At 47.3% G+C, this 24,667-nt stretch carries 18 protein-coding genes and 1 riboswitch; of the genes, 10 read left to right on the plus strand and 8 right to left on the minus strand.

Annotated elements, in window-relative coordinates; genetic code table 11:
- Positions 1 to 181 precede the first annotated feature (181 nt).
- The 6 genes from QUA99_RS15715 to cynS form a co-directional block, all read right to left on the minus strand.
- Positions 182 to 1,237, minus strand: coding sequence for a WD40 repeat domain-containing protein (locus QUA99_RS15715; protein WP_333238261.1), 1,056 nt, complete (start codon positions 1,235 to 1,237; stop codon positions 182 to 184).
- 189 nt (positions 1,238 to 1,426) lie between these two features.
- On the minus strand, positions 1,427 to 2,398 hold the full coding sequence (locus tag QUA99_RS15720; protein ID WP_333238263.1) for a GTP-binding protein: 972 nt from the start codon (positions 2,396 to 2,398) through the stop codon (positions 1,427 to 1,429).
- Between the two features lie 332 nt (positions 2,399 to 2,730).
- Positions 2,731 to 3,765 carry a cobalamin biosynthesis protein CobW gene (cobW, locus tag QUA99_RS15725; protein WP_333238265.1) on the minus strand — a complete coding sequence of 345 codons (1,035 nt, stop codon included), beginning with the start codon at positions 3,763 to 3,765 and terminating at the stop codon, positions 2,731 to 2,733.
- A gap of 290 nt (positions 3,766 to 4,055) precedes the next feature.
- Positions 4,056 to 4,466, minus strand: coding sequence for a DUF1636 domain-containing protein (locus QUA99_RS15730; RefSeq protein ID WP_333238267.1), 411 nt, complete (start codon positions 4,464 to 4,466; stop codon positions 4,056 to 4,058).
- A 22-nt stretch (positions 4,467 to 4,488) separates the two neighbouring features.
- Positions 4,489 to 4,635, minus strand: a riboswitch (cobalamin riboswitch).
- A gap of 148 nt (positions 4,636 to 4,783) precedes the next feature.
- The gene (gene clpX / locus QUA99_RS15735; RefSeq protein ID WP_333238269.1) at positions 4,784 to 6,163 is read right to left on the minus strand and encodes an ATP-dependent protease ATP-binding subunit ClpX; all 1,380 of its coding nucleotides are present in this window, start codon (positions 6,161 to 6,163) and stop codon (positions 4,784 to 4,786) included.
- A gap of 359 nt (positions 6,164 to 6,522) precedes the next feature.
- Complete coding sequence (gene cynS / locus QUA99_RS15740; RefSeq protein WP_333238271.1) at positions 6,523 to 6,966, minus strand: cyanase; 444 nt, start codon at positions 6,964 to 6,966, stop codon at positions 6,523 to 6,525.
- Positions 6,967 to 7,535: 569 nt separating this feature from the next.
- Between cynS and QUA99_RS15745 the strand changes: the two genes are divergently transcribed.
- Together QUA99_RS15745 and QUA99_RS15750 are read left to right on the plus strand one after the other, a co-directional pair.
- Positions 7,536 to 7,880, plus strand: a complete 345-nt coding sequence (locus tag QUA99_RS15745) for a slr1659 superfamily regulator (protein WP_333238273.1) — start codon at positions 7,536 to 7,538, stop codon at positions 7,878 to 7,880.
- A gap of 148 nt (positions 7,881 to 8,028) precedes the next feature.
- On the plus strand, positions 8,029 to 10,164 hold the full coding sequence (locus QUA99_RS15750; RefSeq protein ID WP_333238275.1) for an ATP-binding protein: 2,136 nt from the start codon (positions 8,029 to 8,031) through the stop codon (positions 10,162 to 10,164).
- A gap of 831 nt (positions 10,165 to 10,995) precedes the next feature.
- Here QUA99_RS15750 and QUA99_RS15755 read toward each other — a convergent pair.
- On the minus strand, positions 10,996 to 11,352 hold the full coding sequence (locus tag QUA99_RS15755; RefSeq protein WP_333238276.1) for a hypothetical protein: 357 nt from the start codon (positions 11,350 to 11,352) through the stop codon (positions 10,996 to 10,998).
- Between the two features lie 2 nt (positions 11,353 to 11,354).
- On the opposite strand from QUA99_RS15755, the gene QUA99_RS15760 reads away from it, so the two are divergent.
- On the plus strand, positions 11,355 to 13,940 hold the full coding sequence (locus QUA99_RS15760; protein ID WP_333238278.1) for a PAS domain S-box protein: 2,586 nt from the start codon (positions 11,355 to 11,357) through the stop codon (positions 13,938 to 13,940).
- Between the two features lie 409 nt (positions 13,941 to 14,349).
- On the opposite strand, the gene QUA99_RS15765 is transcribed toward QUA99_RS15760, so the two are convergent.
- Entirely contained in the window at positions 14,350 to 14,706 is a 357-nt protein-coding gene (locus tag QUA99_RS15765; protein ID WP_333238315.1) for a hypothetical protein, read from the minus strand.
- Between QUA99_RS15765 and hpsA the strand changes: the two genes are divergently transcribed.
- The 7 genes from hpsA to QUA99_RS15800 all read left to right on the plus strand — a co-directional run bounded on the left by hpsA (position 14,597) and on the right by QUA99_RS15800 (position 24,425).
- A complete protein-coding gene (gene hpsA / locus QUA99_RS15770) occupies positions 14,597 to 19,840 on the plus strand; it encodes a hormogonium polysaccharide biosynthesis protein HpsA (RefSeq protein ID WP_333238281.1) in 5,244 nt (1,747 codons plus the stop codon). The two genes, QUA99_RS15765 and hpsA, sit on opposite strands and share 110 nt — an antisense overlap.
- 40 nt (positions 19,841 to 19,880) lie before the next feature.
- The gene (gene hpsB / locus QUA99_RS15775; RefSeq protein WP_333238284.1) at positions 19,881 to 20,543 is read left to right on the plus strand and encodes a hormogonium polysaccharide secretion pseudopilin HpsB; all 663 of its coding nucleotides are present in this window, start codon (positions 19,881 to 19,883) and stop codon (positions 20,541 to 20,543) included.
- Between the two features lie 58 nt (positions 20,544 to 20,601).
- A complete protein-coding gene (gene hpsC / locus QUA99_RS15780; RefSeq protein ID WP_333238286.1) occupies positions 20,602 to 21,711 on the plus strand; it encodes a hormogonium polysaccharide secretion pseudopilin HpsC in 1,110 nt (369 codons plus the stop codon).
- A gap of 59 nt (positions 21,712 to 21,770) precedes the next feature.
- Positions 21,771 to 22,460 (plus strand): type II secretion system protein, encoded by a 690-nt coding sequence (locus tag QUA99_RS15785; protein ID WP_333238288.1) that lies wholly within the window; start codon positions 21,771 to 21,773, stop codon positions 22,458 to 22,460.
- A 116-nt stretch (positions 22,461 to 22,576) separates the two neighbouring features.
- On the plus strand, positions 22,577 to 23,215 hold the full coding sequence (locus QUA99_RS15790; protein WP_333238289.1) for a Uma2 family endonuclease: 639 nt from the start codon (positions 22,577 to 22,579) through the stop codon (positions 23,213 to 23,215).
- 104 nt (positions 23,216 to 23,319) lie between these two features.
- Positions 23,320 to 23,523, plus strand: a complete 204-nt coding sequence (locus QUA99_RS15795) for a hypothetical protein (RefSeq protein ID WP_333238291.1) — start codon at positions 23,320 to 23,322, stop codon at positions 23,521 to 23,523.
- A 341-nt stretch (positions 23,524 to 23,864) separates the two neighbouring features.
- On the plus strand, positions 23,865 to 24,425 hold the full coding sequence (locus tag QUA99_RS15800; RefSeq protein WP_333238293.1) for a type II secretion system protein: 561 nt from the start codon (positions 23,865 to 23,867) through the stop codon (positions 24,423 to 24,425).
- Positions 24,426 to 24,667: the final 242 nt, after the last annotated feature.

A 24,667-nucleotide genomic window follows, 5' to 3' on the forward strand; every position in this document is an offset into this window, starting at 1 on the left:
CGCAATTCGACGCTCAGAAACCGGGTTTTTTACTCGATGCAGTCTGCAACGAAGTAGACGCTCGAAAAACCAGGTTTCTCGGCACCCGTGGGTAAGTCCTAAAGTTTTCAATTTTTATGTTTTGGTCAAATGGATGCCTATGCGAACTTAGCGCCGCCCGAAGCCTTTACCGCCCATAGATTTATGACCAAACCAGAAATTCGCCTCGACAGCCGCCAGCGACCAGAAACTGGCCTTCGGGATGCCATTCGAGACAGGAAAAACCGCCCTCTGCACCTTCTAGAATTTGCAGCAATTGTTCTGCTTCGTACCACAAACAAACTTGACCGTCTGCGGATGCGGAAGCTAATAAAAATGTGGTAGGTTGAAAGGCGATCGCATTTACCACTTTTTCATGCACCTCTAACCCCCAACCTTCCCAACCGACTCTTTCATCAGCGTCTCTTTCCCAGACAGAAATGCCTTGAGAACTCGCAGCAGCTAACAAAGGTGCACCCAAAGAATTAGTTTTATCCGACCAAGCTAACTCCCGAACTTTCCCCGGAAAACCCTGCATTACCCACGGTTCAAAATTGCCCCATTCATTAACAATGAGAGTATTGTCCATATTGCCACAAGCTAAATATTCCCCTTGTGGCGACCAAGCAATTGCGCCGGTTGCAGAAGGTACTGATAAAATTTCCGGGTCTTCGTCCCAGTCTTCGCCATGCCAAACTTTGACGCCTTGATAGCCGCTAACTGCCAGATATTGAACCATAGGATGCCATGCTAAATCTAAGATAGATGATGAGTCGAAATTCAGCGTTACTTCAACAACATTATCCTCAGCATTCCAGACTTGAACGCAGCGACCCATACTGAAAGCTAACTGATTGCAGTTGGGACTCCAAGCTAACTTATCAACCCAGACGCGCTGGTTATCCAAAGCAGCAATTAATTCCCCAGAGTTAACGCGCCAAATTCGCACTTTTCCATCTTGTCCGCCAGCAGCTAGGAATTGACTGTCGCGGGAAAAAGACAAGCAATCGGCTGATTTACCCGTGGCAGTTTGTAGCGGTTGCAAGGACAATTCATTAACTGCCCCTACTGCCGCCAGCATCACTTCGCCCGCAGCGGAACAGACTCCTAAAGTTGTACCGTCCGGCGACCAAGTAACAGAAGTTACATAGTCAGACAGCATTTCTTTAGCGTGAAATTGCAGGGTTAGTTCACTTTTATTTGTCTTTTTGTTACCCATATTTATTGAATCTGAGATGTTGCAATATTCTTAAGAACGGGCAAGATGCCCGTTCCACAAAAGATGAATTTTCTGCTTGTGGAACAGGCATCTTGCCTGTTCCGTTTCACAAAAGATGAATTTTCTTTTTGTGGAACAGGCATCTTGCCTGTTCCTAAAATGCTTATTAAAAATGCTTCAATATGTCAGTTAAACCAGACATTTACAAAAATCCTCTCGCAATTGATTTTCATTTAAGTTGCGACCGATGAATACGAGTTCATTTTTCGGAGTTTCGGTAGCTTTCCAAGGTCTATCCGCCCGGCCATCGAACACCATATGTACTCCTTGAAAAACAAATCGCTTGTTGTCTCCGGCGACATTCAAAATGCCTTTTGTCCGAAAGATATTCGGCCCTTGAGTTCGCAACAATTCCTCAATCCAATCGCTGAATTTGTTGCCATCAATAGCACCGGATTCTACTATTGCTACGGAAGAAACTGTTTCGTCGTGTTCGTGAGTGTGTTCGCCCAAAAAGTCGGGTTCGATTTCTAATGCCCGGTTCAAATCAAATGCTTTGACGCCCAACAAAGCATCCATTTGTAATTCAGCGTTGCGGGTGCGGTGAATTTTTGCCATTGCATTCATGGCGCGAATTCGCTTTTCTAATTCTGCCAATTCTTCCTCTGTCACTAAATCAGTTTTGTTGAGCAAAACTACATCCGCGAAGGCAATTTGTTCTTGAGCTTCGTCTGCGTCCCAGTGCTGCCAGATATGCTTGGCATCGACTACGGTGACAACTGCATCTAGCAGTAATTTGTCCCGCATATCTTCGTCTACAAAAAATGTTTGAATTACGGGTGCGGGGTCGGCTAAACCTGTGGTTTCGATGACTATGTGGTCGAATTTGTCTCGCCGCTTCATTAAGTTGCCGATAATCCGAATTAAATCGCCTCTGACTGTACAGCAAATGCAGCCGTTGTTCATCTCGAAAATTTCTTCGTCGGCATCTATTATCAGTTGGTTGTCGATGCCTACTTCGCCGAATTCGTTGACGATGACTGCAACTTTTTTGCCGTGTTCCTGTGTTAAAATCCGGTTCAGTAGCGTAGTTTTGCCTGCGCCGAGATAACCCGTGAGAACGGTAACAGGAACTGATTCGATCGCACTAGCAGTCACCATACTTGACCTCGATTATTGTACAATGATAACCATTATCGCTATTTTATACCAAACTTGCTGCTAGTAGCAAGTATATTAAAAAATGTTAAGAGTTTTTAACTAGAGGAATACGCAGTCTTTGGTTCAAGGCTTACTCATGGGGCTAGAAACCGGGTTTCTACGAGTTTTGGGAACAGGAACGAGAAATATAGGAAGAAACCCGGTTTCTGAGGTCTACCCATGGGGCTAGAAACCGGGTTTCTACGAGTTTTGGGAACAGGAACGAGAAATATAGGAAGAAACCCGGTTTCTGAGGTCTACCCATGGGGCTAAGGATTAATGACTCATGACAATTAATTGTTAATCATAGCTGCAATTTGCTCTCGTTCTAACTCTCGACCGATCAGCACTAATTTGGTTTGGCGGAGTTCGGAAGGTTGCCAAGGACGATCGTAGAAATATTCTATGCGATCGCCCACACCTTGCAACACCATCCTCATCGGTTTCTTGGGAACCGCTACAAACCCTTTAATCCGATAGATTTCCTCCTGCTGCATCAAGGATTGCAGTTTTTTCACCAAAGCTTCAGGTTCAAATTCGCGATCGGCAATAAAGTAAGTTGAGTTAATATCATCATCGTGTTCGTGTTCCTCCTCAGTGTCGTGGTGACTTGGGCGAGACTCCAAATCATCCTCAACCGCCGCATTAAATCCCATTAGCACATCAGGGTTAATTTCGCCAGCTTTGCAGGGAACAATTTTCACACTCGGACGCAATTCTTGCTGCAACCAGCTTTGAACTTTCTTGTGAGTTTCCGCATCTACCCGATCGACCTTCGTTAAAAGTACCATATCGGCACAGGCTAACTGGTCTTCAAACAATTCCTCGATCGGAGTTTCGTGATCTAAACTAGAATCAGCCTGCCGCTGTGCCATCAAAGCATCGATATCACCGACAAAAGTACCGCTAGCAACAGCTTCGCAATCGACAACAGCAACAACACCGTCCACAGTAGCACCGGTGCGAATTTCCGGCCAGCGAAAAGCTTGAATTAAAGGTTTAGGAAGTGCGAGGCCCGAAGTCTCAATTAAGATACAATCAATTTGTTCTCTGCGCTTCAACAATTCCTGCATAGTCGGCAAGAATTCCTCTTGAACAGTGCAGCAAAGACAACCATTTGTTAGTTCAACAATATTGCTGCTAACATTTTCTTCTTCGTCGCAAACTTGGCAATCGCGCAGCAGTTCTCCGTCAATTCCGATTTCGCCAAATTCGTTAACCAGAACAGCAATGCGGCGACCTTGATTATTTTGCAATAAGTGGCGAATTAATGTAGTTTTGCCGCTACCGAGAAAACCAGTGATGACAGTAACAGGAATTTTGTGCATTGATAATTTTGTGCTTATTTGGTGATGGGATATCTCGTTCCCAGGCTATGCCTGGGAATGCTAATCTGTAGCAATCCTAAATCATTTTTGAATTTCTTACTCCCTCCCCTTAGTAAGGGGAGGGTTGGGGTAGGGTAAAAAATTTACTACTCATTTAAAATTGCTATAAAGGCTCTGCCTCGCTGGAACAAAGGAGCGCTTTTAATACGAGGCAGAGCCTCTGCGTATGCGTTAGCAGGCAAAGCCTGGGAACGAGAAGCAAAAAACTAAAGCCCTTACTACAAACCTATCTAATTTGGTAGTGGTGGAATCTTTGCTAAAACCCCTTTTTTCAGAGCTTGAGGACGCTCAGACCAAGGCAACAAACCGTCCGGTTTAGCATAGTATTGACCCGCGCATTCGAGTACCGCCTCGACGCTTTCCGACTCATTTGCTGGTAAATCGCCAAACAGATAAGTGTACTTTCCGACAGCAGCAAAAGACACCGCACAAGAGTGACTGCAAGCACTCATGCACTCAACTTCTTGAATCTCAAATTTATCGGAAAACTCCCAATCTTTAGCGAGTTGCGACAAATTTTCCATTAATTGTTGACCGCCGCTTTTGCCTTCTCGCTTGCCGTTTTTCCAAACACTAGCGCAAGCAGTGCAAACAAATAGACTGTGCTTTGTGCGTACAGCCGTGTTAATTCCATCCATCATCCGTACCTCGCAGATGCGTTCAAAAGTGAGTTAGATATCGGCGGGCATTCTGACTTAAAAAACCCTAACGGTTTCCTTACAGTTGCGGGACAGCGCCGGACTTGCACCGAACTTTCCCCGTTTCCTCTAGCGGCTGCTCCCCGCTAGAACCGATCGCGAAATCACATCATACCGCACTTGCCGCCAATCGATTTTAGATTTTAGATTTTAGATTTTAGATTTTAGATTTCAGATTGGAGAAAGCGACCGCAGGGATAACTCTGGGGACTGATTTAGTAGTTTGTAGGGTGCCAGGCGCGCACCCTGCAGACTATAAATCAAGCAGTTTCGTGCTGCCTCCATGCGGGATGCCACAGCAATTCAGCAGTCGATCGCTTCTCGACCATTTCAGGAGTAATCTTACAGTGAGCCACATCCTTGCGAGAAGGCAACTCGTACATCACATCTAGCATTAACTCCTCTAAAATGCTGCGGAGAGCTCTCGCGCCGGTTTTGCGCCGGTAGGCTTCCTGGGCTATTGCCCGCAGCGCTTCCGGCTGGAATTCCAACTCCACGCTGTCCATCTTCAACAGCTTTTGATACTGCTTCACCAGCGCATTCCGGGGCTCGGTCAATATCTGCATCAAAGCTGCTTCATCCAGCGGCGAAATCACCGTCACGACCGGTATCCGCCCGACAAACTCAGGAATCAAACCAAACTTGACTAAATCGTCCGGCTGTACCTGCTGCAAAATATCAGCGGCCCGCTTGTCTTTCGCCGGCAAAGTTGAGTTGCTGTCGCTTTCTGTTGGCTGAATAAAGCCTAAAGATTTTTTGCCCAAACGCTGTTCAACTATTTTTTCCAAACCGACAAAAGCACCGCCGCAAATAAATAGAATTTTGCTAGTGTCAACTTGAATAAAATCTTGGTAAGGATGTTTGCGGCCGCCTTGCGGGGGCACGTTAACCACCGTTCCTTCCAACATTTTTAGCAGCGCTTGCTGCACTCCTTCTCCCGATACATCCCTAGTGATCGAAGTGTTTTCGCTTTTGCGAGCAATCTTGTCAATTTCATCAATATAAATAATGCCCCGCTGCGCTGATTCGACATCAAAATCGGACATTTGCAACAACCGCAGCAAGATATTTTCTACATCGTCGCCGACATATCCAGCTTCAGTCAGCGTCGTCGCATCCGCTACAGCAAAAGGGACTTCGAGCATTTGCGCCAAACTTTGCGCTAACAAAGTTTTACCGCAACCTGTGGGGCCCACTAGCATGATGTTGGATTTTTGCAGTTCCACATCGCTGTCGGGGGAAGGCTTGTCGCTATCTTTAACTTGGTCAACGCTCAAGCGCTTGTAGTGGTTGTAAACTGCTACAGAAAGGACTTTTTTTGCTGAGTGCTGGCCGATGACGTGGTTGTCTAAATGCTGCTTGATTTCTGTCGGTTTTGGAATTTGACCTAAAACAATTTTCGATTTGTTCGATCGACCCGGGCGCCGCGTTCCTTGTCCCTGAGACTCTCGCACCTCTGATTGGGGAATCTGTTGACCAATTGTTTTGCTGGAGTCAAAGAACTCCTCCTCTAAAATTTCATTGCACAGTTCCACGCATTCATCGCAAATGTAGACGCCGGGCCCAGCTATTAACTTGCGGACGTACTCTTGCGACTTGCCGCAAAAGGAGCATCTCAGATGGGAGTCATATTTTGACATATTTGCCTCTTACTTTACGGTTGCGGTTGCTTGTTTCTACTGGGGAAGTTGCCGCGCGATCGACCTTAGCTTTGCCCTAGAAAGGTTTCCCGATCCGACACCCAAGCCAGTCAGTCGATTTTAGATTTTAGATTTTAGATTTTAGATTTACTCCACAGATAAATTTTGGAGCTGAACTAGGGTCTAAAATTTGGGTATCTGCACGACTTAAGTCGGGGGCTTGTCTCCGTTTTTTGGCGGAGTCAAGCTTCGCGATCTCTATTTCTAACTTAACACTTTTGAGGCATTAGTCATTAGTCATTAGTCATTCGAGCAAATTTGAATTTTTAATTTTCACTTGAAGGTAAAGTGGCACGGGCTTACCATTTTTTGTATTCCAAAAATTTTCCCGACATAATTATTTTCACTCGATCGCCTTTTGGGTCTGCTTCTTTCTCGACATCCATAGTAAAGTCGATCGCGCTCATAATCCCGTCACCGAATTTTTCGTGTATCACTGCTTTGAGCGGCATCCCGTAAACCTGCATAATTTCATAGAAACGATAAATCAGAGGGTCAACTGGAACGGAGGCATCCAAAGAACCTTTTAACGGAGGTTCACAGAGAACCGCAGCCGTCTGACTGTCTAGTCCCAAAGCCGAGACAATTTTCTCGGCTTCATCTTCTGATGCGGTTGCTTGACGGTAAAAAACCGCCGCAATCCAAACTTCGTCGCGACTCAAAACTTTTTCCAAGTCGGCAAAACTAATTCCCTTAGCTTTTTTAGCAGCCAAAAGTTTTTCTGTAATTTCTGAAATTGCCATTAAATCTTCTCCAACTAACTACTGTGCCAGATGTTAAATCTTTCTCATGTTTTGGTATTTTTGTCAATACCAAGCTGAGAAAAAAACAGAATTGATAACTCGGAACTTCAGCAAAAGCAGCTCTCATCAACGGGAGCGTCTCATATTTGTAAAAACACTTGTTCTGGCTCCTTCCTTCTGCCTCTTGCCTCGCAGCAAGAGAGCCTCAAAACAGAGATTTCTAGCTTGGCTGCTTTCATTGATCTCCTCCCTCATCACCCCCCCACAACTCATACAATTTTTGATTTTAGATTGTAAATTTTAGATTGGCAACGACTGATGACTGCCAGGGTTGAGAGCTACTCAACAGTTGCATTCTTTTTTTAACCGGTATCACAACGGATAAATCCCAAAAAAATAACTCATCACTTCCCTGGGGCAATGGTACAGTTAGCAGTATATGCAGTACAAGTTACACAGGGAAAGGCAGTCGGCAAGCGACCGAATTTTTATCGTGCTAGCGTGAAGCTCAATCTTCGCTCCCACAGCCAAAGCCCCTTTACCTCTGACAATCGGCAACTGACAAAAGTATGGAGATTCAGACCAAAGATTACACCATCCTGTACGATCGCGCTACCCAAACAGTGACCTGCTGCGGCTCGTTCCGGCTCAGCCAGATGGAAGAATACGCGCCGATCGTCGATCTGCTCAACGAAGTGGCTGAATCCTCGCCAAACACAATTACTCTAGACTTGCGAAAACTAGAATTTTTAAATAGTTCTGGAATTAACATTGTCTCAAAATTTGTCATCAAAGTGCGCCAGCAAAAAAATATTAAAATCGCCATAAAAGGCTCTAAACACATACCCTGGCAGGGAAAATCCCTCAAGAACTTGCAGCGGCTGATGCCTTCCTTGCACTTAGAATTAGAATAGTAAATCGAAAAATGTAAAAATCAGTGCAGGCTAAGTCCGAGCACCAAGATCTGGGCGACCCAAGTTAATGGGAATAAGTCACAGTTAAGTTACCACCAAATCGTAAAAAAACTCTCAACAGACTAAAAATTACCAATTGTCAATTGCTATGCAGGAAGAACCATCGAGAGAACAGCTACTTTTGGACGTTCAGCGACTGAGTGCGGAACTTGAAAACTTGAAGGGCGAAAAGGCTGACCTAGAAATTTTGCTGCAGACTACCACCGAACATTCCGATACCATGGAAGCTGACTTGCTCGGCAAAGCTAAGGTGGCAGCGCTCTCAAGCGAAGAGCAGTTTCGGGCGATCGCCTCAGCAACTCCCGTTCCGGTATTGGTTTCTCGCCTCTCGGACGGCTTAATTCTGTATGCCAACGCTCAATTGGCTTCTCTGCTGAACATGCCCCTCGAAGAATTGATCGGCAGCAGCACCCCAGACTTTTACGTCAACCCGAGCGATCGCCCGAAGATCATAGAGGAAATTACCACAAACGGTTATGTCAAAAACTACGAACTCCATTGCAAAAAGGCAGACGGCACTCTCTTCTGGGCGATGATTTCAGTTCAGTCCCTTCAGTTTAACGGCGAACAGACCGCATTGTGCGCATTGTACGACCTCACCCAGCGCAAGGAAGCAGAACAAACCCTCCAAGAGAGCGAAAAGCGGCTCCGCCGCCAGAGTCTGGCTTTGTTGCAGCTAGGTAGGCAGAGAACTTTCAACAGCGGTGCGCTGAATGTGGGAATTCGCGAAATTACCGAGGCGGCAGCCCGCACTTTGGAAGTGGAAAAAGTCAGCGTCTGGCTTTACAACCATTTCAGATATGGAACTCGCTACCCGACAGATCCCCAGCTAAGTTTTACAGAGAGAGCGCTCGCCCACAACCAAACAGAGGCAATCGATACAGACGCAGCCCCAGAGCAAGAGGAGGGGGGCAATCATTCTAAGTTTAAAATCCCCAGCCTCAAATTAGTTTGTCTCGACTTGTACGATCGCACCCGCGAAAATCATTTGACCAGCGAATCCATATCCGCAAGCGATTTAAAATTTTCAATTTTAGATGTCGAAGGCGACGCACCGGGCGAAAACTTGCGATCGGACAAAGCTTTAGAACCTGCGCCAAACACTCCAAACCCTCTAAAAACAAATTTGTCCCGCTCATCTGCGGTAGCGGAACCTTCCGCTGTGCTGCCGAATGCCACCAAGCCCAATTCATCCATATTAAATGTAGCAATTAGGCTCGGCGGCAAGATCGTGGGCATCCTCTCTCTCGAACATATCGGCGCGCCCCGCCAGTGGGCTCTGGAAGAGCGCACCTTCGCCGATTCTTTGGCAAATTTGGTAGCACTGGCGATCGAAGGATTTGAACGCCAGCGGGCTCAGGAAGCCCTCTCCAAAGCCAAAGCGCAGCTAGAAATGACCGTCGATCAGCGCACCGCTCAACTCACCGCCGCCAATAAACTGCTCCGCATCGAAATTGCCGAGCGCAAAAGAGCCGAAATAGCTTTGCAAGAAGCCTTACACAAAGCTGAAGCAGCTTCCAGAGCTAAAAGCACTTTTTTAGCCAATATGAGCCACGAGCTGCGGACGCCGCTCAATGCCATTATCGGTTACAGCGAAATACTACAAGAAGAAGCACTGGAATCTGGACTCGAAAACATCATTCCCGATACCCAAAAAATTTATAATGCCGGCAAACATTTGCTGACTTTAATTAACGATATTCTCGACCTTTCTAAGATAGAAGCCGGTCGGATGGAGCTTTATTTAGAAAATTTTGACCTCGGCAACTTAATAGAAGAAGTCGTTGCAACTTTGCACCCTTTGGTCGAAAAAAATCACAATCAATTGCAAGTTTCTTGCTCGGGGAATTTGGGAGCGATGTATGCAGATTTGACTAAAGTCCGGCAAATTCTGTTTAATTTGCTATCCAATGCCTTGAAGTTTACCGAAGGTGGCACAGTGGTGTTGAGCGCTACTCGCAAACCAGTAGAAGGCAGCGATTGGCTTTATTTGCAGGTATCTGATACGGGGATAGGGATGTCGGCAGAACAGCAGCACGGTTTGTTTGAACCTTTTATTCAAGGGGATGCTTCGACTACTCGCAAGTACGGGGGCACCGGTTTGGGATTGGCCATTAGCCGCTTGTTTTGCCAGATGATGGGCGGCGATATCTCTGTTGAAAGTCAGTTGGGTGTTGGATCTAGTTTTACTGTTCACTTAAAGGCAAAAGTTGATATTAAGTAGAACGGCGTAAATATTTGTAGTTGGAATGAGGCAGGAGGCAGCTATGCTGAAGGCAGGAGGGAAGAGGGTTTCAGCCTCATTTATTGTTCTTAACACAGTTGTGTTTTTTCCCACACACTTACTTAGTTAGAAGGAAGAGGGAAGAATCATCGATTCCCAATTCGCAATGCCCAATTCCCAATTCTTATTGATACAGCAGATTCCACGTTTATGAAGTACCCCGCTTATCGTTTTATCCCGGTAGGGACACGGCGAAAGCCTTTGTCCCTACACTTCATCAACCTGGAATACGCTGTAATTGTGACGCCGATCGCGATCGACCTCTGTTGCTAATCACAAAGTAGCATTTTTTCTCAGCCTAGAATACCTATATTATCCCAAACTTGTGCCGCAAACAGGATATGGCCTCTGGCTGCATTCACGAGTCGCACCTCAACCTCATGCAGGGAGAGGGTGTTGCTTGTAGAAAGGCAATTTGGTAAAAGTAATCAGGACTTACCATCGGGGCCCGTGCGAAACCGGGTTTTTTACCGAATCTGGCGTCTACAACCCGTCTTTTCCCAAAAAAACCCGGTTTCTCAACAATCGTGCGTCAGTCCTAAGTAATGCTATGGTCGCTAACCAGTAGCAGGCAAAAGTTAACAGGAAATCAGGAATTATCAAAGGTCTCTGGACGCAGAAACACAATTCTGCTTTTTGCCTTTAAACTGCTGCTTCTACTGGCGAGATAGCAATGCCACTCAAAGCTGCGTGCAAATTCTCAGAATCAAAGGAGTGCATCTACATGATTAAACCTTGCAGTCAACCGCTAAAAATAAATCCTTTCACTTGTTATCGCGATCCTGCTACAGGCAGGTGGATTACTGTAGCTACAAATGTTGAGAGCGCTTGCGAAACAGATTCTAGTTTGAAAGCAACAGCCGAAGGCGAAAACCAAGGTAAAGTAGAAACGAGTCTTTCGCCTTCGCCTGCAGTCTCGCTGCCGAAAAAACGCCTTTCCTTCTCCTTGCCTCCCCTCAAAAAGCTTGCTAAAAAATCTGCTGTCACTGTTAGCAGGTAGCCATCGCAGGGGCCTAATCTAGTTTCCACAGTTAGTCCCCGGCGATCGCCAAACAAAAAAAACGAACTTATCCATAGCATAAATTGCCAAAAATTGATATACTGCCAGCAAACTTTCTCCTTCAACATCCGTGAAGTATTTGCTCGATCGCTGCCTGCAATTTGTCTGGACAGACCGACCGATTCGCCAGCGGGGAACAATCATCGTTGCTATCCCCATGATTTTTCTGTTTGCTTCACTGCTAGCAATTGCAAGCCTCCGGCAGATTACCCTACAGATAAGAGAGCGAGCAGATACTAATAGAGCAATACTTCAGGAAACTAACCGCTTGTTAACCCTGGTGGTGGATGCGGAAACTGGCATTCGAGGTTACGGGTTGACGAAGCGCCACACATTTCTCTCACCCTACTTAGAAGCCAAGAAGAGTTTGCCTCCGCTGCTGGCTGAACTCCAGGTTATGGTTCGAGAAAACAAAGTGCAAGCTCAGCGATTTGAAGATATAAAAAAAAGTACCGAACAGCATATAAATTTCTTGCAAAACACTTTGAATAAGCTCGACAGTTCGGCAACAAGCGTGCAGTCGCCGGAAATAATTGAGGTGTTCGCTCAAGGCAAATTGAGGAGGGATAACCTGCGCGCAAAAATCAATGTGTTTGCTAATGCCGGCGAAGCCTACCAGAAAGCTCTAGATCTGCAAAGACGGGATTTGATAGATTTCACTAATTTTGTGCAAGTTGCTGGTTTGCTTTTCGGCTGTTTGGGTGCAGGATCTTCCTGGTATTTATTTGATAGTTTAGAGAAAGAATTGAGGAAGCGGGAAGCAGGCTTGGAAGAAAGTAAAAGTCGCATTCAAGCTGTGGTTGACAATGCGGCTGACGGGATTATTACTTTGGACGCACGGGGAAACATTGAGTCTTTTAATCGAGCTGCAGAAAAGATTTTTGGGGAGAAAGCCGATCGCATAATTGGCTCTAACCTGCGGCGGCTGATCGCTCAACCGCAGCCGTACAGCAGCGTGGGGGATTATTCGGTCGAATATTTTGTGTTACATCCAGATACTACGCTGAAGACTTACCAGCAAGAAACAGTTGGAATTCGCCACGACGGAACTAAGTTTCCGATGGAGTTAGCTATCAGCGAAATGCGTCTGGCAAATCAACACTTGTTTATTGCGATTTGCCGCGATGCCAGAAGAAGGAAAGAAGCTGAGGAAACTCTGCGCAAGCAAGCGCAAATGCTGGATTTAGCGAACGATACGATCGCCGTACTAGACTTGAACGGCGCGATTTCTTATTGGAATTTGGGGGCGAAGTGGCTCTACGGGTGGCGGAAGTCGCAAGCAATAGGAAAAAATATTCACAAGCTTTTACAAACAGAATGGGCCCAACCTTTTGAGGTAATTCAAAAAGTATTTTTCGAGAAGGGTTCTTGGCAAGGAGAACTGGTGCGAACTAAGAAAGACGGGACAAAAATAACGGTGGCCAGCCGGTGGACTTTGCAGCGCGACGATCTAGATCGACCGGTTGCTATTTTGGAAATCAGCAACGATATTAGCGATCGCAAACGCTCAGAAATGGCTTTAGCCCAAAGCGCCCAGCGGTTTCGCGCTACTTTTGAGCAGGCGGCAGTCGGCATGGTTCAAAAGACTGTGGAAGGTAAATTTCTGTTAGTCAATCAAAAAATTTGCGAGATTTTGGGCTACAGCCGCCAAGAATTGGTGGAGAAAACATTTCAAGAGATTACTTTTCCCGAAGATTTGGCAAGCGAACTGGAACTTTTGCGCCAACTGTTAGCAGGAGAAATTGAAAATTTCTCTCTAGAAAAGCGCTATGTCCGCAAAGATGGAGAGTTGGTGTGGGCCAACTTGACTGTTTCGCTGCTGCGAGAACAAGATGGCAGTCAATTTCTGATGAGTGTGGTAGAAGATATTAGGGAACGAAAACAAGCTGAGGAATCGCTGCGGTTGCGCGCTCAAGAATTGAGGTGGACGGCACAAAATCTCGCTCAAACGACGAGTATTTTGAGAAAGCGGAATCAAGAATTAGACCAGTTTGCTTATGTAGTTTCTCACGATTTGAAAGCGCCGCTCAGGGCGATCGCAAATCTCAGCAGTTGGATAGAAGAAGACCTCAGCGACTCGATGACAGAGGAGACTCTGCACCAAATGAACCTGCTGCGCGGCAGAGTTCACAGAATGGAAGGTTTGATTGAGGGACTGCTGCAATATTCCCGCGTCGGACGGATTCAAGCAGCTTCAGAACTGGTAAAAGTTGAGAATTTATTAGCAGAAATTATTGATTCGCTGGCACCCCCGTCTGGATTTGAGGTGAAAATTGAACCGGGAATGCCAACTTTTGTGACCGAAAAATTGCCGTTACAGCAGGTTTTTTCTAATTTAATCAGCAACGCAATTAAGCACAACCGAGCTGAATCCGGTAACGTCACAATATCGGTTAAAGAGTTAGATGATTTTTACGAGTTTTCTGTGGCGGATGACGGGCCGGGAATTGCTGCTCAATATCACGATAAAGTTTTTGTGATTTTTCAGACATTGGAAGCGCGCGATAAAGTTGAAAATACTGGCATTGGTTTGTCGTTAGTGAAGAAAATTGTCGAAGGTCAAGGGGGCAGTATTTCGCTGGAATCTGCCGAAGGTGAGGGAGCAACTTTTCGGTTTACTTGGCCCAAGCAATCTATTAACAAACAGGTTAATTAAAAAAACTGTGATTCTTGGTGTCAACTTAAGCAGGAATTACGCCAGGAATCATTTTTTACACTATCTGTAGTGGTAAGGTGCGCAGTGCTCACCCTATAGGTAGAGTCTGTGCGTCCAAGACTGTTAAGGTAAACGATCGACTCCTATGTAAATGGTAGCCGTTCTTGAGCGGGGCTAGGGAGGCTCGCACGGTACAAAAACAGCACTTTCCATGACTTGGCCGCTGGGGGAGCATCTCATATTTGTAAAAACACTTCTTCTGGCTCCTTCCTTCTTCCTCTTTCCTTCTTCCTCTTTCCTTCTTCCTCTTTCCTCGCAGCCTCGGGCCTCGGGCCTTAAAACTCCAATTTCTAGCTTAACTGCAAAAGTGAGATGCTCCCGGTCACTGGGCACTGACATCTCGATCGAACTAGACTAGAGTGGAGTTCCCGAGCACTAATCTTTGCCCTGCAAATCTTTCGCTGAAAAATATATTATCGGCGGTGAGCTTGGTGGCGGGTTTGTGGGTTTTATTTTTCAGCCAAAGTACAGATTGAAATTTGTGCAAGAGGCTGATATGCAAGTTGCGGAAAATGGGAACAATATAAAGATGGGATTGTACTGTCAAGCAGTAACTACCTGCAATACCATCTCTGAAATCATTCAGGAAGGCGTCAATGTTTAAGAGCAAATTATCCAAAGTTATCGTATTGCTGCTGCGGCGGGTTCTCCGTGTGACTCGATCGGGGGCGAAGCGGCTGATGAGAGCAATGCTACGATCGCTCATGGCTATGGGCCGCAGGGCGAGATTGCCAGTGGCGGGCTTTGTGTTGCCGACGGTGACGATGGTGTTGCTGGTAGTGATCTTGTTGACTGTGGCGATTACCCTGCGATCGTTCGATCGGGCGAACACGGCGCGTAACGTGCGCGTGAACCAGCAGGTGCTGGCGGCCGCGACTCCCGCGCTCGATCGGGCAAAAGCAAAAATTGAATATATGCTGCGGGAAGACCCGCAAAGACCGACGGCGACTCCATCCGATGCAGAAATGTACCGGATTATGTCTTCCTATCCCGCCAACCCAACTGCTGCCGACCCAGACTTTTATACGTTCGCGGGTGAGGAACGCCTGGTACTCAGAGCCGATTTAGATGACAACGGCACTCCCGACCCTACCCCTGCGAACCTAAGAAGCTCGCTTTTTAGCGCACCCAACAGAGAAAATGAAGAGCTAAATACTGCCTGGAGATATCCCGTCGATACCAATAACGACGGTATATTTGACACTTTTACTCTTTACGGAATCTACTTTCGTACCCCAAAAACTACAAGAACGAGAAGGGAACTGGATGCCAGAACACCGCCCATGCGAACAGGAACTATCAACCCAGCCTGTACTCAAGGACAGGGTACGGTTGCAAGTTTGGTAGGGGACTCCGGTTGGGAAAGACTAAATGGCAGGTTCCAGAAAAGTTTCTTTGTTTACACGGTTAACGTACCGATTACACAGGACGATATGGCAAACGGCTTGAACGCCAACCAGTTTCAAGTTTTCTCTGGAACCCCCAGCATATCGGCTCTCGAATACCAGCAAGACCAAAGCCGTATTCCCCTCAGCAACAATGCCGTGGTATATGAAGACGACTTAGAGATATCTCCTGGGCCCAGCTTCAATCTAAACGGGCGGATATTTACAAATAGTAATTTTTTGGTGACAGTCTTAAATTCGGCAAATACTGTACAACTATATCAAGTCAGTAGCAAGCAATCTTGTTTTTACGATCAAGAAAATAGCAGAATAGTCGTAGGCGGTAATGTTGTGAATGGGTGGTCGGACAACACTACCGACAATGCCCAGATAAATCCCGTGCGAGTAGATATTTTCAAAAGCCAAGCCGACACAGACGAACCAAATGCAGATGGGCTAACAATTAACAGCGCCACCAATCAATCTGTAGCGGAAAACAGCCTTGCGGTACTATACAACAACAACGCCTACTCCCAGCGGTTAGCTGCTCTAGTAAACGCTCAACTAGCAAATGCAGCAGGTACTGACCCGACTTCAGTTCAGCAAGCAATGCTGGCCCCCAAAAGCCAGAGTCGCGCTCAAGCATTACAAGATTATTTTAAAGAACGGCTGCGGAAAGTTCCTTTTGCAGAAAATGCGGCCCTTCCTCCCCCTCCCTTCATAGAAGGAGCCGGTGACACCCTCAGACCCAGAGATGCTCTGAACTGGAGCATTCCTAATGGAACTGCGACAGTAGGCAGTGTCGCCGGGCCGACGGGACTTACTATTCGTCCAGATCAGCTACCAGCCGAAGACCCCGCTAAGTTAAAACTTACTGACAGCGAAAATTTCTTGGGCAATCGAGTCACGGTAGGCAACAACTTGCCAGCACTGCGGTGGAACGGCACCAGCTTTACTAATGAGGATCAGCAAGTAGATGGCACCACTACATGGGCAAATAACGGCCCAGTTCGCACCCGCACACCCCAAGTAACCAAAATTGCTGACGTGGGAGCAACAGACCGCGGCAACGGTGTCGGCGAAGCACCCAACCCCGCAAATCCTTTCCAAGATGGTTTCTGGGAAAAAAGCGCCGCTGAACAACCGAGAACTCCCCTTGACGGTGTTGGTGGTCTGCGGGTAATTACCAGCGCCGGAGTGTACGATCGCACTAATTCCTTCCTGCCGCCACCTACCTGGATAGATGGTACCGGTACATTGAGAACGGGCCCCGCATCCGTTGCTATCCCTCCCGTTGCTACCACCAATACTTACGACGACCCGGAAACTGCTGCTGTGGAAGAGTACCGTGTCGTGTGGCCCGACTCCATGCCGATGTCTCCTTTGGGCCCGGGTTCTCAAGTCTGGAACAACGGTACTGCATTGGCGGGTGCGCCTGCTGTTGCTCCTGGAAATTGGGTAAACTGGGACACCGCAACTTGGTCGCCACCGGTGGCACCCCCAGCTCTGCCAGACGCTACGGGCTTGCCTGCAGCAGACACAAATCCTAATAATAATTTTGTTGCTGAAGACCCCGCCACGGCTCGCAAATTTGCCAAAGGTGACTTGCGGATGCGGGCAACGGCAGTTTATCACTATGCAAACAGCGGCTTCAACCCAGTAGCACTAGCAGCAGCACCAGCCGGAACCCAACCAACTCAAGCCCCCTTCGCCTGTGTCAGCAGCTACTACGACCCCAGCAATGCTTCCACAGCCAGAAACATCTTGACAGGAGCGCTGCCCGATGTCAGCGGACAGGGAGCGCTTGCACCAGATGTGGCAACACGCGACGCAGGACTGGGAGCGCAGCAGACTTTTATAGGCTCTAACAACGGCATCACCTACAACCCCCCGACGAGATTGCAGTCGGCGGTTCCCGCTTCAATCCTGAACCCCGCTACAGGCTTGCTGGGCGGTGGAGACGTAATTTTGGAGGCCCAGGCAAATATGGTTTTTCCAGACGGTAGGTTTGCCAACGGACCGTTGAGAACCGCTCTCCAAGTTGCTCCGGCGGCTCGCACCCTAGCACAACAAGCAGCTATTGACTCAACTAATTGTGCCCTACAAATACTTGACGCCTCGATCGTTCCCAATTCTGCACTGATTCCTAACGGGGCAATTCAAGAAGTAGCATTTATCAACGGCAGAGAAGTCAAGGCGGTCGATCGCGACGACCCGAACACGATCGTCAACGAAGCCTTTACCCTCAGCAGTCCACTGGGTACAGCCGCACCAGCAGCACAATTAACAGGCAATTACAACCAACCCCTAGAAGAACGGGAACCCTTAGAAATTCGGGCCACTCAGTTAGACATCAATGCCTTGCGCGGAACAAACATTGCAGGGCCAAATACTACGGTGACGGAATGGCTGCTGCCCAACAGCGGGATTATTTATGCTGGCCGAGACGACGCGCTGCCCGATCGCAGCTCTCGATCGACAAATTCATTGACAGACAAAACACTCAGTCCTACAGACAACCGACTAGATCCAACCCGCAAGCCTAACGGCATAGTCTTAATTAACGGTCAGGTGCTATTTCGCGGCGCCGGCAACACTCCCATAACACCAACGGATCTAAATGCTGTAGTCAGAGAAAAAGGGTTGACCCTGGTATCGAATTTGCCGGCTTACATCAAGGGAAACTTTAACCTTCACGGCAACATCCCGCCCGCAGATCCTGCGAATCCTACACCCGAGTTTACACAAGTGGAAGAGTTTACGGATACTGTGGACCCTGATTGGGGAAATTTTTATACCCGCACCGAGCTTGACTCCAACTTTGCCTGCCGCGCGGGCGATCCGAGGCTTCCGAACTGTACCGTGGGGGACTTTTGGAGACAGGCAACAGTGCTGGCAGATGCAGTCACCCTTCTATCGCAAAATTACCGTTTTGGCTTCCGCAACGAGGGAGATTTTGATCTGAGAAACAATGCGGGTGCTGCTGCTGTATTGCCTCGCAGACAGCAAGGATTTTACAACAACAACTTTGTAACTAACGGACTTTCCAGCGGGGCGTTTTCAGACAACGGCAATTTAGTAGGTGCTGCAGGTGCTAGCGCTACACCGCTGACAGACGCTACCTATGTGGCTCAACCGAATCTAGCCAATCTCCCGCTTTCAAGTTCCTATTTCAATAACTTTGTTACCCCCGTCCAGCGGCGGGAGGCTTTGCCAGAGTATGTAATGGAAGTTTGCACAAAACTGCCGGTTTCTGAGTGTACGGATGCGGACTGGTTTGTGGATCTGAGAGCCTCGGGACAGACGGCAAAAACTTTATTGGATGCGGGTACGCCTTATACCTCTCCTGACCCTGTTAACCCTGGTACTTCTACTTTTCAAGCTGGCTCGACTGTCGATCCCCCATTGCCAGAATTGCAGCGATTCCCCCGCCGCGTGGCTTTTGACAGAACTGCTAGCCCTCCGCAGCCTTTGGCAATTACTGATGCAGCAGGAACTATCACAGCAGGTGGTAACGGCCGTTTAGGAACTAACGCTCTGTGGTTTGCACAGAATAATGGGGGTAACGCGGCTTACACTCAGACGAATCCTTTGTATCTGGTCAACATCGACGGTCTCTCTACCGGCAATATAGACGGTAGCAGAGTACCTCTACCAACCTGGGTAGCAGCAGGAAGCACAACTCCATTACCACAAGTAACTACTGTACCGGCAGCACCGTACGATGGGTCACAGCCGCTATTGATGCCATTTCCGCAGTTCCTGGGTGTAACAGGAGCACCTGATGGGCTGCCACAAGGTACCAATGCTGCACAAGGCACAGGGTGGGTTTCCCATGCAGTGGCTGATACTACTTTCAATCTGATCGTTGGATCGGGCGACACTCCTTCGAGGGCGCTAGACACTTCGTCGGGTGACTTTAACGGAGGTTTGCAAAACTTCCCCCGATTCTTAGAGATTTGGAGTGATTCCAGTACAGGCACTGCAATTGCGACTAACATCCGAGGGTCTTTCGTCCAGCAAAACCGCAGCGCCTTTAGTACCGCACCCTATCAGCCAATTTTGCCTCAGAACTTTCCGGCAGATACGGTAGCTCAGCTCGCAAGTCTGTTCGCCCTATCACCAGATCCTGCCGGACAGCCTGCTATTCTTGCAAATCCGCCAAATAGTCTGTCACCAACTGGATACAACATACAAGGTGGTCGGATTCCATACTTCACCCCGCCAGCCCGGAACTGGGGTTTTGATGTTGGTCTGCTATCTCAGCCTCCTGACTTGTTTACTCAAAAGTTCACGACTCCTTCGACAAAGACTCAGCCAGCCGAGTATTTCCGGGAAGTAGGTCGCAATGACCCGTGGGTAACAACTTTGATGTGCGGCCGTGTAGCTCCCGATCAGCCGACTAATGCCAATCAAGTTGCGACTTCTACTCGCCCCGCAGGTTGCCCCACTTAACCCTCTAACTTTCCGCCGCGCAATTACTGGAGTCCTATTTATGACTAAGCGACAACGACAGCAAAATTTATCCCAGTCACGAGATGGTGGCTACACGATTATCGAGTCATTGGTAGCGATGATTGTAGTTTCGGTGCTGATGATTGCGATCGCCCCGGTGATGGCTTACTCAGTAGCGACTCGCGTACAAGCGCGGCGGATGGAACTGGCCACCCAGGCGGCTACAGCATACATCAACGCTCTGAGAGTGGGGGCGATCAGACCTAATGATGCAACAAGCCCAGCAGGTTTTCCTGCGCGAGATACATCTGTTGCTCCTGCGGCTCCTCCTCCTCCTGCTTCTACAACAAGCCCGGGTAATACTTTGTACTGCGTTAACTTCAATGAAACCCCAGCTTGTGATGACAGCAAAGACTTTTTTGTTCAAGGTCTTTGGCGAAATCCAGCTAATACAACCAACGATCCGACACCAACAGGCTACGAGCTGACTGTGAGGGTTTACCGCGCGGATGGGTTTACCGGAGCGACGATGACAACTGTACAGCAATCAGTTGGTAATTCCGGTCTTGGCAATCCTCAAGCGCCTTTGGTCGTAATGAAAACACAAATTCCTCCTACTACACAAGGGGGTGCTTCAGCGCGTCAATCATTATGTTCTCGGCTTAACCCTAATGGAGCTATTAACTCCTCTGTCTGCCGGTAATCAAAGTCGTGTTATCAAATCATAATCGCTCCCCCATTTGGCAAAGGAAAAAGTCAAAATGAAAACTTTACTCAGGTGGCTTCTCAAAAGTCAGCACCAGCGAAACTGCTCAGGGTCAGCTCAAACAGAAAAGGGCATGACTCTGGTCGAGCTATTAGTCGGAGCAATTATGGCATTTTTAATCATTACGCCGATGCTCGGTTTTGTAGTCGATATGCTGAATACCGACAGGAGGGAACAAGTCAAGTCAAACACCGAGCAAGACATTCAGGCGGCACTTGATTTCATGGCTCAAGATTTGAGTCAAGCTATTTATATTTATGATAATAATCCCGCTACTACCAACAATGCCACCACTACCGCTACAGGCATCCCTGCACTCCTAGCAGGGAATTTCATCCCCCCCGCAGACGCAAATCAAACCCCAATTCTTGTATTTTGGAAGCGGCAGCTTCTCCCGAATTCTATGCCTCTGACGGCAGGTGCCCAACCAAATAGTTGCACAACAACAGCAACCGGCGCAAATACGTGCAACGATACCTATGTTCTAGCATTAGTTGCGTACTACCAAGTTAGAGAGGCTAGTTCTAACTCTATTTGGTGTCAGCCATCAGGAACCGCTTGTCCTACCCGTATTGTTAGGTATCAAATTCAGGACGGATTGCGAGATCCTAACTCGACAGATCCAGATCCATCACAACGCTACTTTACGGGTGTAAGCACAGGTCAACAGCGCAGTGATGCCTTTAACCCAGGTAATACCACTCAACCAGGTTTTGACATCAGTAACCCCACTCAAAATGTGACGACGGGAGCAGCTAATTTCGCGACAGACCCTCCGGAGGTATTGGTTAATTACATCGACCACAGCCCAGGGCCGGCAGTCACAGGTAATGAATGTAGAACCGCTCTTGGCAATCCCACCGATACAACAGGAGTTACGCCAGCGCTAATCCCAGAAACAACGCTAAGAATACCCGCCGCGCCGGACACAGCTAATAGCTTCTACGCTTGTGTTGATACATCTAAAAACATAGCCAGAGTTACGCTCAGAGGAAATAGTCTGCGCCGCCTTCAACCCAATAATGCTGATTATGCTGCCAACAAATCGGCATTTTTCCCAACAGCAAGCGTGCAAGTACAAGGTCTCGGTGCGCGAGGACAATAACTGATGTCTAAAAATGATTTCCGAATCGCGCCAGCAGCGAATAAAAACAGGAGAATAAAATGAAAACCCCAATATTATTAAAAGTTTTGCAGATTTCTCCAACAAAAGCAAATCCCCATTACAAAAATACTCGCTCCAGAAACGCCGATAAAGGCTTCACCCTTCTCGAAGTGCTGGTGATAGCGTTGATCGTAGGTATATTAAGTTCGATCGCCGCCCCAAGCTGGCTGGCCTTCATCAACAGACAAAGAGTTCGCACTGTAAACGATCGAGTTTTGCAATCATTACGAAGTGCGCAAAGCGAAGCTAAGCGAAGTAAGCGCGATGTCACAGTTACATTTTATACCTCATCTTCTACCCCCATATCTGCCGATCCGCCAAGAGTTGAGATCGATACCAATCCAGCAGAACCCGATCCGTTAAAAAAAGAGATCCGAAAAGAAACTTTCAGTAGCGGAGGCGAAATCAAACCCCGCACTATTGCGATTTCAACTAATGCAACTGCTTATACTGATGGTTATGCTGTTCCTGCAAACTCGATCGTTTTTGACTATAAGGGAAACGTGAAACAACTTCCATTAGATTCAAACAATAATAGGCGATTGGTAGTTTCAGTTGCTCCATTTGATACATCTGTTCCATCTGGGTTTGGGCCTAATACCAAAGGCAAACAGTGCGTGATTGTGGAAACTATCCTAGGAGGAATGAGAACTGCTGAAGGAAACGATCCAGTAACTGGGTGTCCCTAATAGCTTTAAATAAATTTAATCTTAATTCATAACAGCAATTCCGCATAAGTTCTGAATTGCTAAAAATATTAACTTAAATTATTTTATATTTCAAATCTAATTAAAAATGTCAAACTATGCTATTAGAACTAAAACAAATAATCATCCAGCCAGGAAATCAACTATTACTCAAAGACATAACCTGGCAGATGTTTGAAACCCTATTAACAGAATTGGGAGAAAGTCGCGCATCCCGACTTTCATACAGCAAAGGAACATTAGAAATCATGGTTCCCCTACCTGAACACGAAATTGGTAAAGTCCTGATTGGTAACTTAGTTGAAGCACTACTCGAAGAACTTGGTATTGAATTTTGGTCTCTGGGCTCCACCACATTCAAAAATCAAAAAATGGCTCAAGGAGTAGAACCAGATACCTGTTTTCACATTCAAAACGAAGCCGCAGTCAGAGGCAAAAACAGCATCGACTTAGAAACAGACCCACCTCCCGATTTAGCCATAGAAATCGACCTCACCTCCCGCACTCAGTTCAACAACTACGAAGCATTAGGAGTACCCGAATTGTGGCGCTACAACGGCCGCAACCTGCAAATCAGCGTATTGCAAGATGGAAAATACATACAGTCCGATCGCAGTCTCCAGTTTCCCAACTTCCCCATCACCGAGCTCATCCCCCAATATTTAGAAAAAAGCAAAACAGCCGGCAGAAACGTCGCCATGAAAGCCTTTCGATCTTGGGTGAGAGCCCAAAATTAGCGATTAGGCGATCGACTTTCATCCACACCGGGCGATCGAATCAACACGGGCGATTTACGCGATCGGGCAATTGATACGATCGGGCAATTTATCCGATCGGGCAATTGATACGATCGGGCAATTTATCCGATCGGGCAATTGATACGATCGGGCAATTGATACGATCGGGCAATTTATCCGATCGGGTGAATTATCCGATCGGGCGAATTATCCGATCGGGCAATTTATCCGATCGGGCAATTTATCCGATCGGGCAATTTATCCGATCGGGCAATTTATCCGATCGGGCGAATTATCCGATCGGATAAATTGCCCGATCGGGCGATCGACAAATTTGCTGTAGGGAAACGGCACTGCCGTGTCCTCACTGCCGTGTCCTCACTGCCGTGTTCTCACAAAATATACATTGCAGGCTGTATCTGTAAGGAAACAGCCCTGATGTGTCGTTAACCGCAGCTTTTTTAAATTCCCATATATTTTCAGTAAATACCGATCTGCACAGTTACCAAACCCAAAAGTTAAAATATACCCAATAAAAAATAGCTCCTCCTAGCTATTTTGTTGCCATTTAAATATCAGGGAGTGCATCTACGTGTCAATAAATAAAACGCTCAAAGGCAGAGCCACTACACCTGCCGCAGGTTTTACAATGATTGAGACATTGATAATTATTTTAATCGTAGGGATATTTAGTGCGATCGTCGCCCCCTCTTGGCTGATGTTCATCAACAACCAGCGTTTAAAGGCATCGCTCGATCGAGCTTATTCGGCAATGGAACTTGCCCACAGCAACGCCAAACGCGACAAAATTTCATGGCAAACCAGCTTCAAAGAAGTAGGAGAAAATGTACAAATAGCAGTTCACCAAGCCGACATTCCCCCAGGCCAAGTACCAGCCAGTCAGTGGAAAAATCTAGAACCGCAAATTCAAATAGATAAATCTGAAACAACACTCCTACAAGTAAATGAAAGCAACCAGCAAAAAGAAAAGGGAACAATCTGGCGCGTCATGTTCAACCACAGAGGTTGCCCCGTATCTCGAAGCGACCACGATTGCACCCTAACCAGTATCAGAGCCAAAGGAACCCTCACACTATCTCATCCCAATTTAAAAAACAGCCAACGCTGCATCATCATCTCCACTCTCCTAGGACATAAACGCATCTCCCACAGACAATCAAAAGCTCAAGACAAAAGATATTGTTACTGACAGGCTCACGATGATTTTGGGGTAGGGAAACGGCACTGCCGTGTCCTCCATCTGCCGTGTCCTCCATCGCCTCGTTGTCGATGCTGAGATCTAATCCGGTGGATTGATTTTACCCGTTACCCGAAATCAGGATACGGCAGTGCCGTTTCCCTACGAATCGGGCGAGGGTGAGAGCCGATCGCGCCAGCGATGATTTTGGGGTAGGGAAACGGCATTGCCGTGTCCTCCATCGCCCCACCGGG

It is taken from the genome of Microcoleus sp. F10-B2 (assembly GCF_036704965.1).
GTDB lineage: Bacteria > Cyanobacteriota > Cyanobacteriia > Cyanobacteriales > Microcoleaceae > Microcoleus.

What these genes read in the sequence shown, in the direction of transcription:
- QUA99_RS15715 (WP_333238261.1), bottom strand. Translation starts at nt 1,237, where the DNA reads ATGGGTAACAAAAAGACAAATAAAAGTGAACTAACCCTGCAATTTCAC.
- QUA99_RS15720 (WP_333238263.1), bottom strand. Translation starts at nt 2,398, where the DNA reads ATGGTGACTGCTAGTGCGATCGAATCAGTTCCTGTTACCGTTCTCACG.
- cobW (WP_333238265.1), bottom strand. Translation starts at nt 3,765, where the DNA reads ATGCACAAAATTCCTGTTACTGTCATCACTGGTTTTCTCGGTAGCGGC.
- QUA99_RS15730 (WP_333238267.1), bottom strand. Translation starts at nt 4,466, where the DNA reads ATGATGGATGGAATTAACACGGCTGTACGCACAAAGCACAGTCTATTT.
- clpX (WP_333238269.1), bottom strand. Translation starts at nt 6,163, where the DNA reads ATGTCAAAATATGACTCCCATCTGAGATGCTCCTTTTGCGGCAAGTCG.
- cynS (WP_333238271.1), bottom strand. Translation starts at nt 6,966, where the DNA reads ATGGCAATTTCAGAAATTACAGAAAAACTTTTGGCTGCTAAAAAAGCT.
- QUA99_RS15745 (WP_333238273.1), top strand. Translation starts at nt 7,536, where the DNA reads ATGGAGATTCAGACCAAAGATTACACCATCCTGTACGATCGCGCTACC.
- QUA99_RS15750 (WP_333238275.1), top strand. Translation starts at nt 8,029, where the DNA reads ATGCAGGAAGAACCATCGAGAGAACAGCTACTTTTGGACGTTCAGCGA.
- QUA99_RS15755 (WP_333238276.1), bottom strand. Translation starts at nt 11,352, where the DNA reads ATGTTGAAGGAGAAAGTTTGCTGGCAGTATATCAATTTTTGGCAATTT.
- hpsA (WP_333238281.1), top strand. Translation starts at nt 14,597, where the DNA reads ATGTTTAAGAGCAAATTATCCAAAGTTATCGTATTGCTGCTGCGGCGG.
- QUA99_RS15765 (WP_333238315.1), bottom strand. Translation starts at nt 14,706, where the DNA reads ATGAGCGATCGTAGCATTGCTCTCATCAGCCGCTTCGCCCCCGATCGA.
- hpsB (WP_333238284.1), top strand. Translation starts at nt 19,881, where the DNA reads ATGACTAAGCGACAACGACAGCAAAATTTATCCCAGTCACGAGATGGT.
- hpsC (WP_333238286.1), top strand. Translation starts at nt 20,602, where the DNA reads ATGAAAACTTTACTCAGGTGGCTTCTCAAAAGTCAGCACCAGCGAAAC.
- QUA99_RS15785 (WP_333238288.1), top strand. Translation starts at nt 21,771, where the DNA reads ATGAAAACCCCAATATTATTAAAAGTTTTGCAGATTTCTCCAACAAAA.
- QUA99_RS15790 (WP_333238289.1), top strand. Translation starts at nt 22,577, where the DNA reads ATGCTATTAGAACTAAAACAAATAATCATCCAGCCAGGAAATCAACTA.
- QUA99_RS15800 (WP_333238293.1), top strand. Translation starts at nt 23,865, where the DNA reads ATGATTGAGACATTGATAATTATTTTAATCGTAGGGATATTTAGTGCG.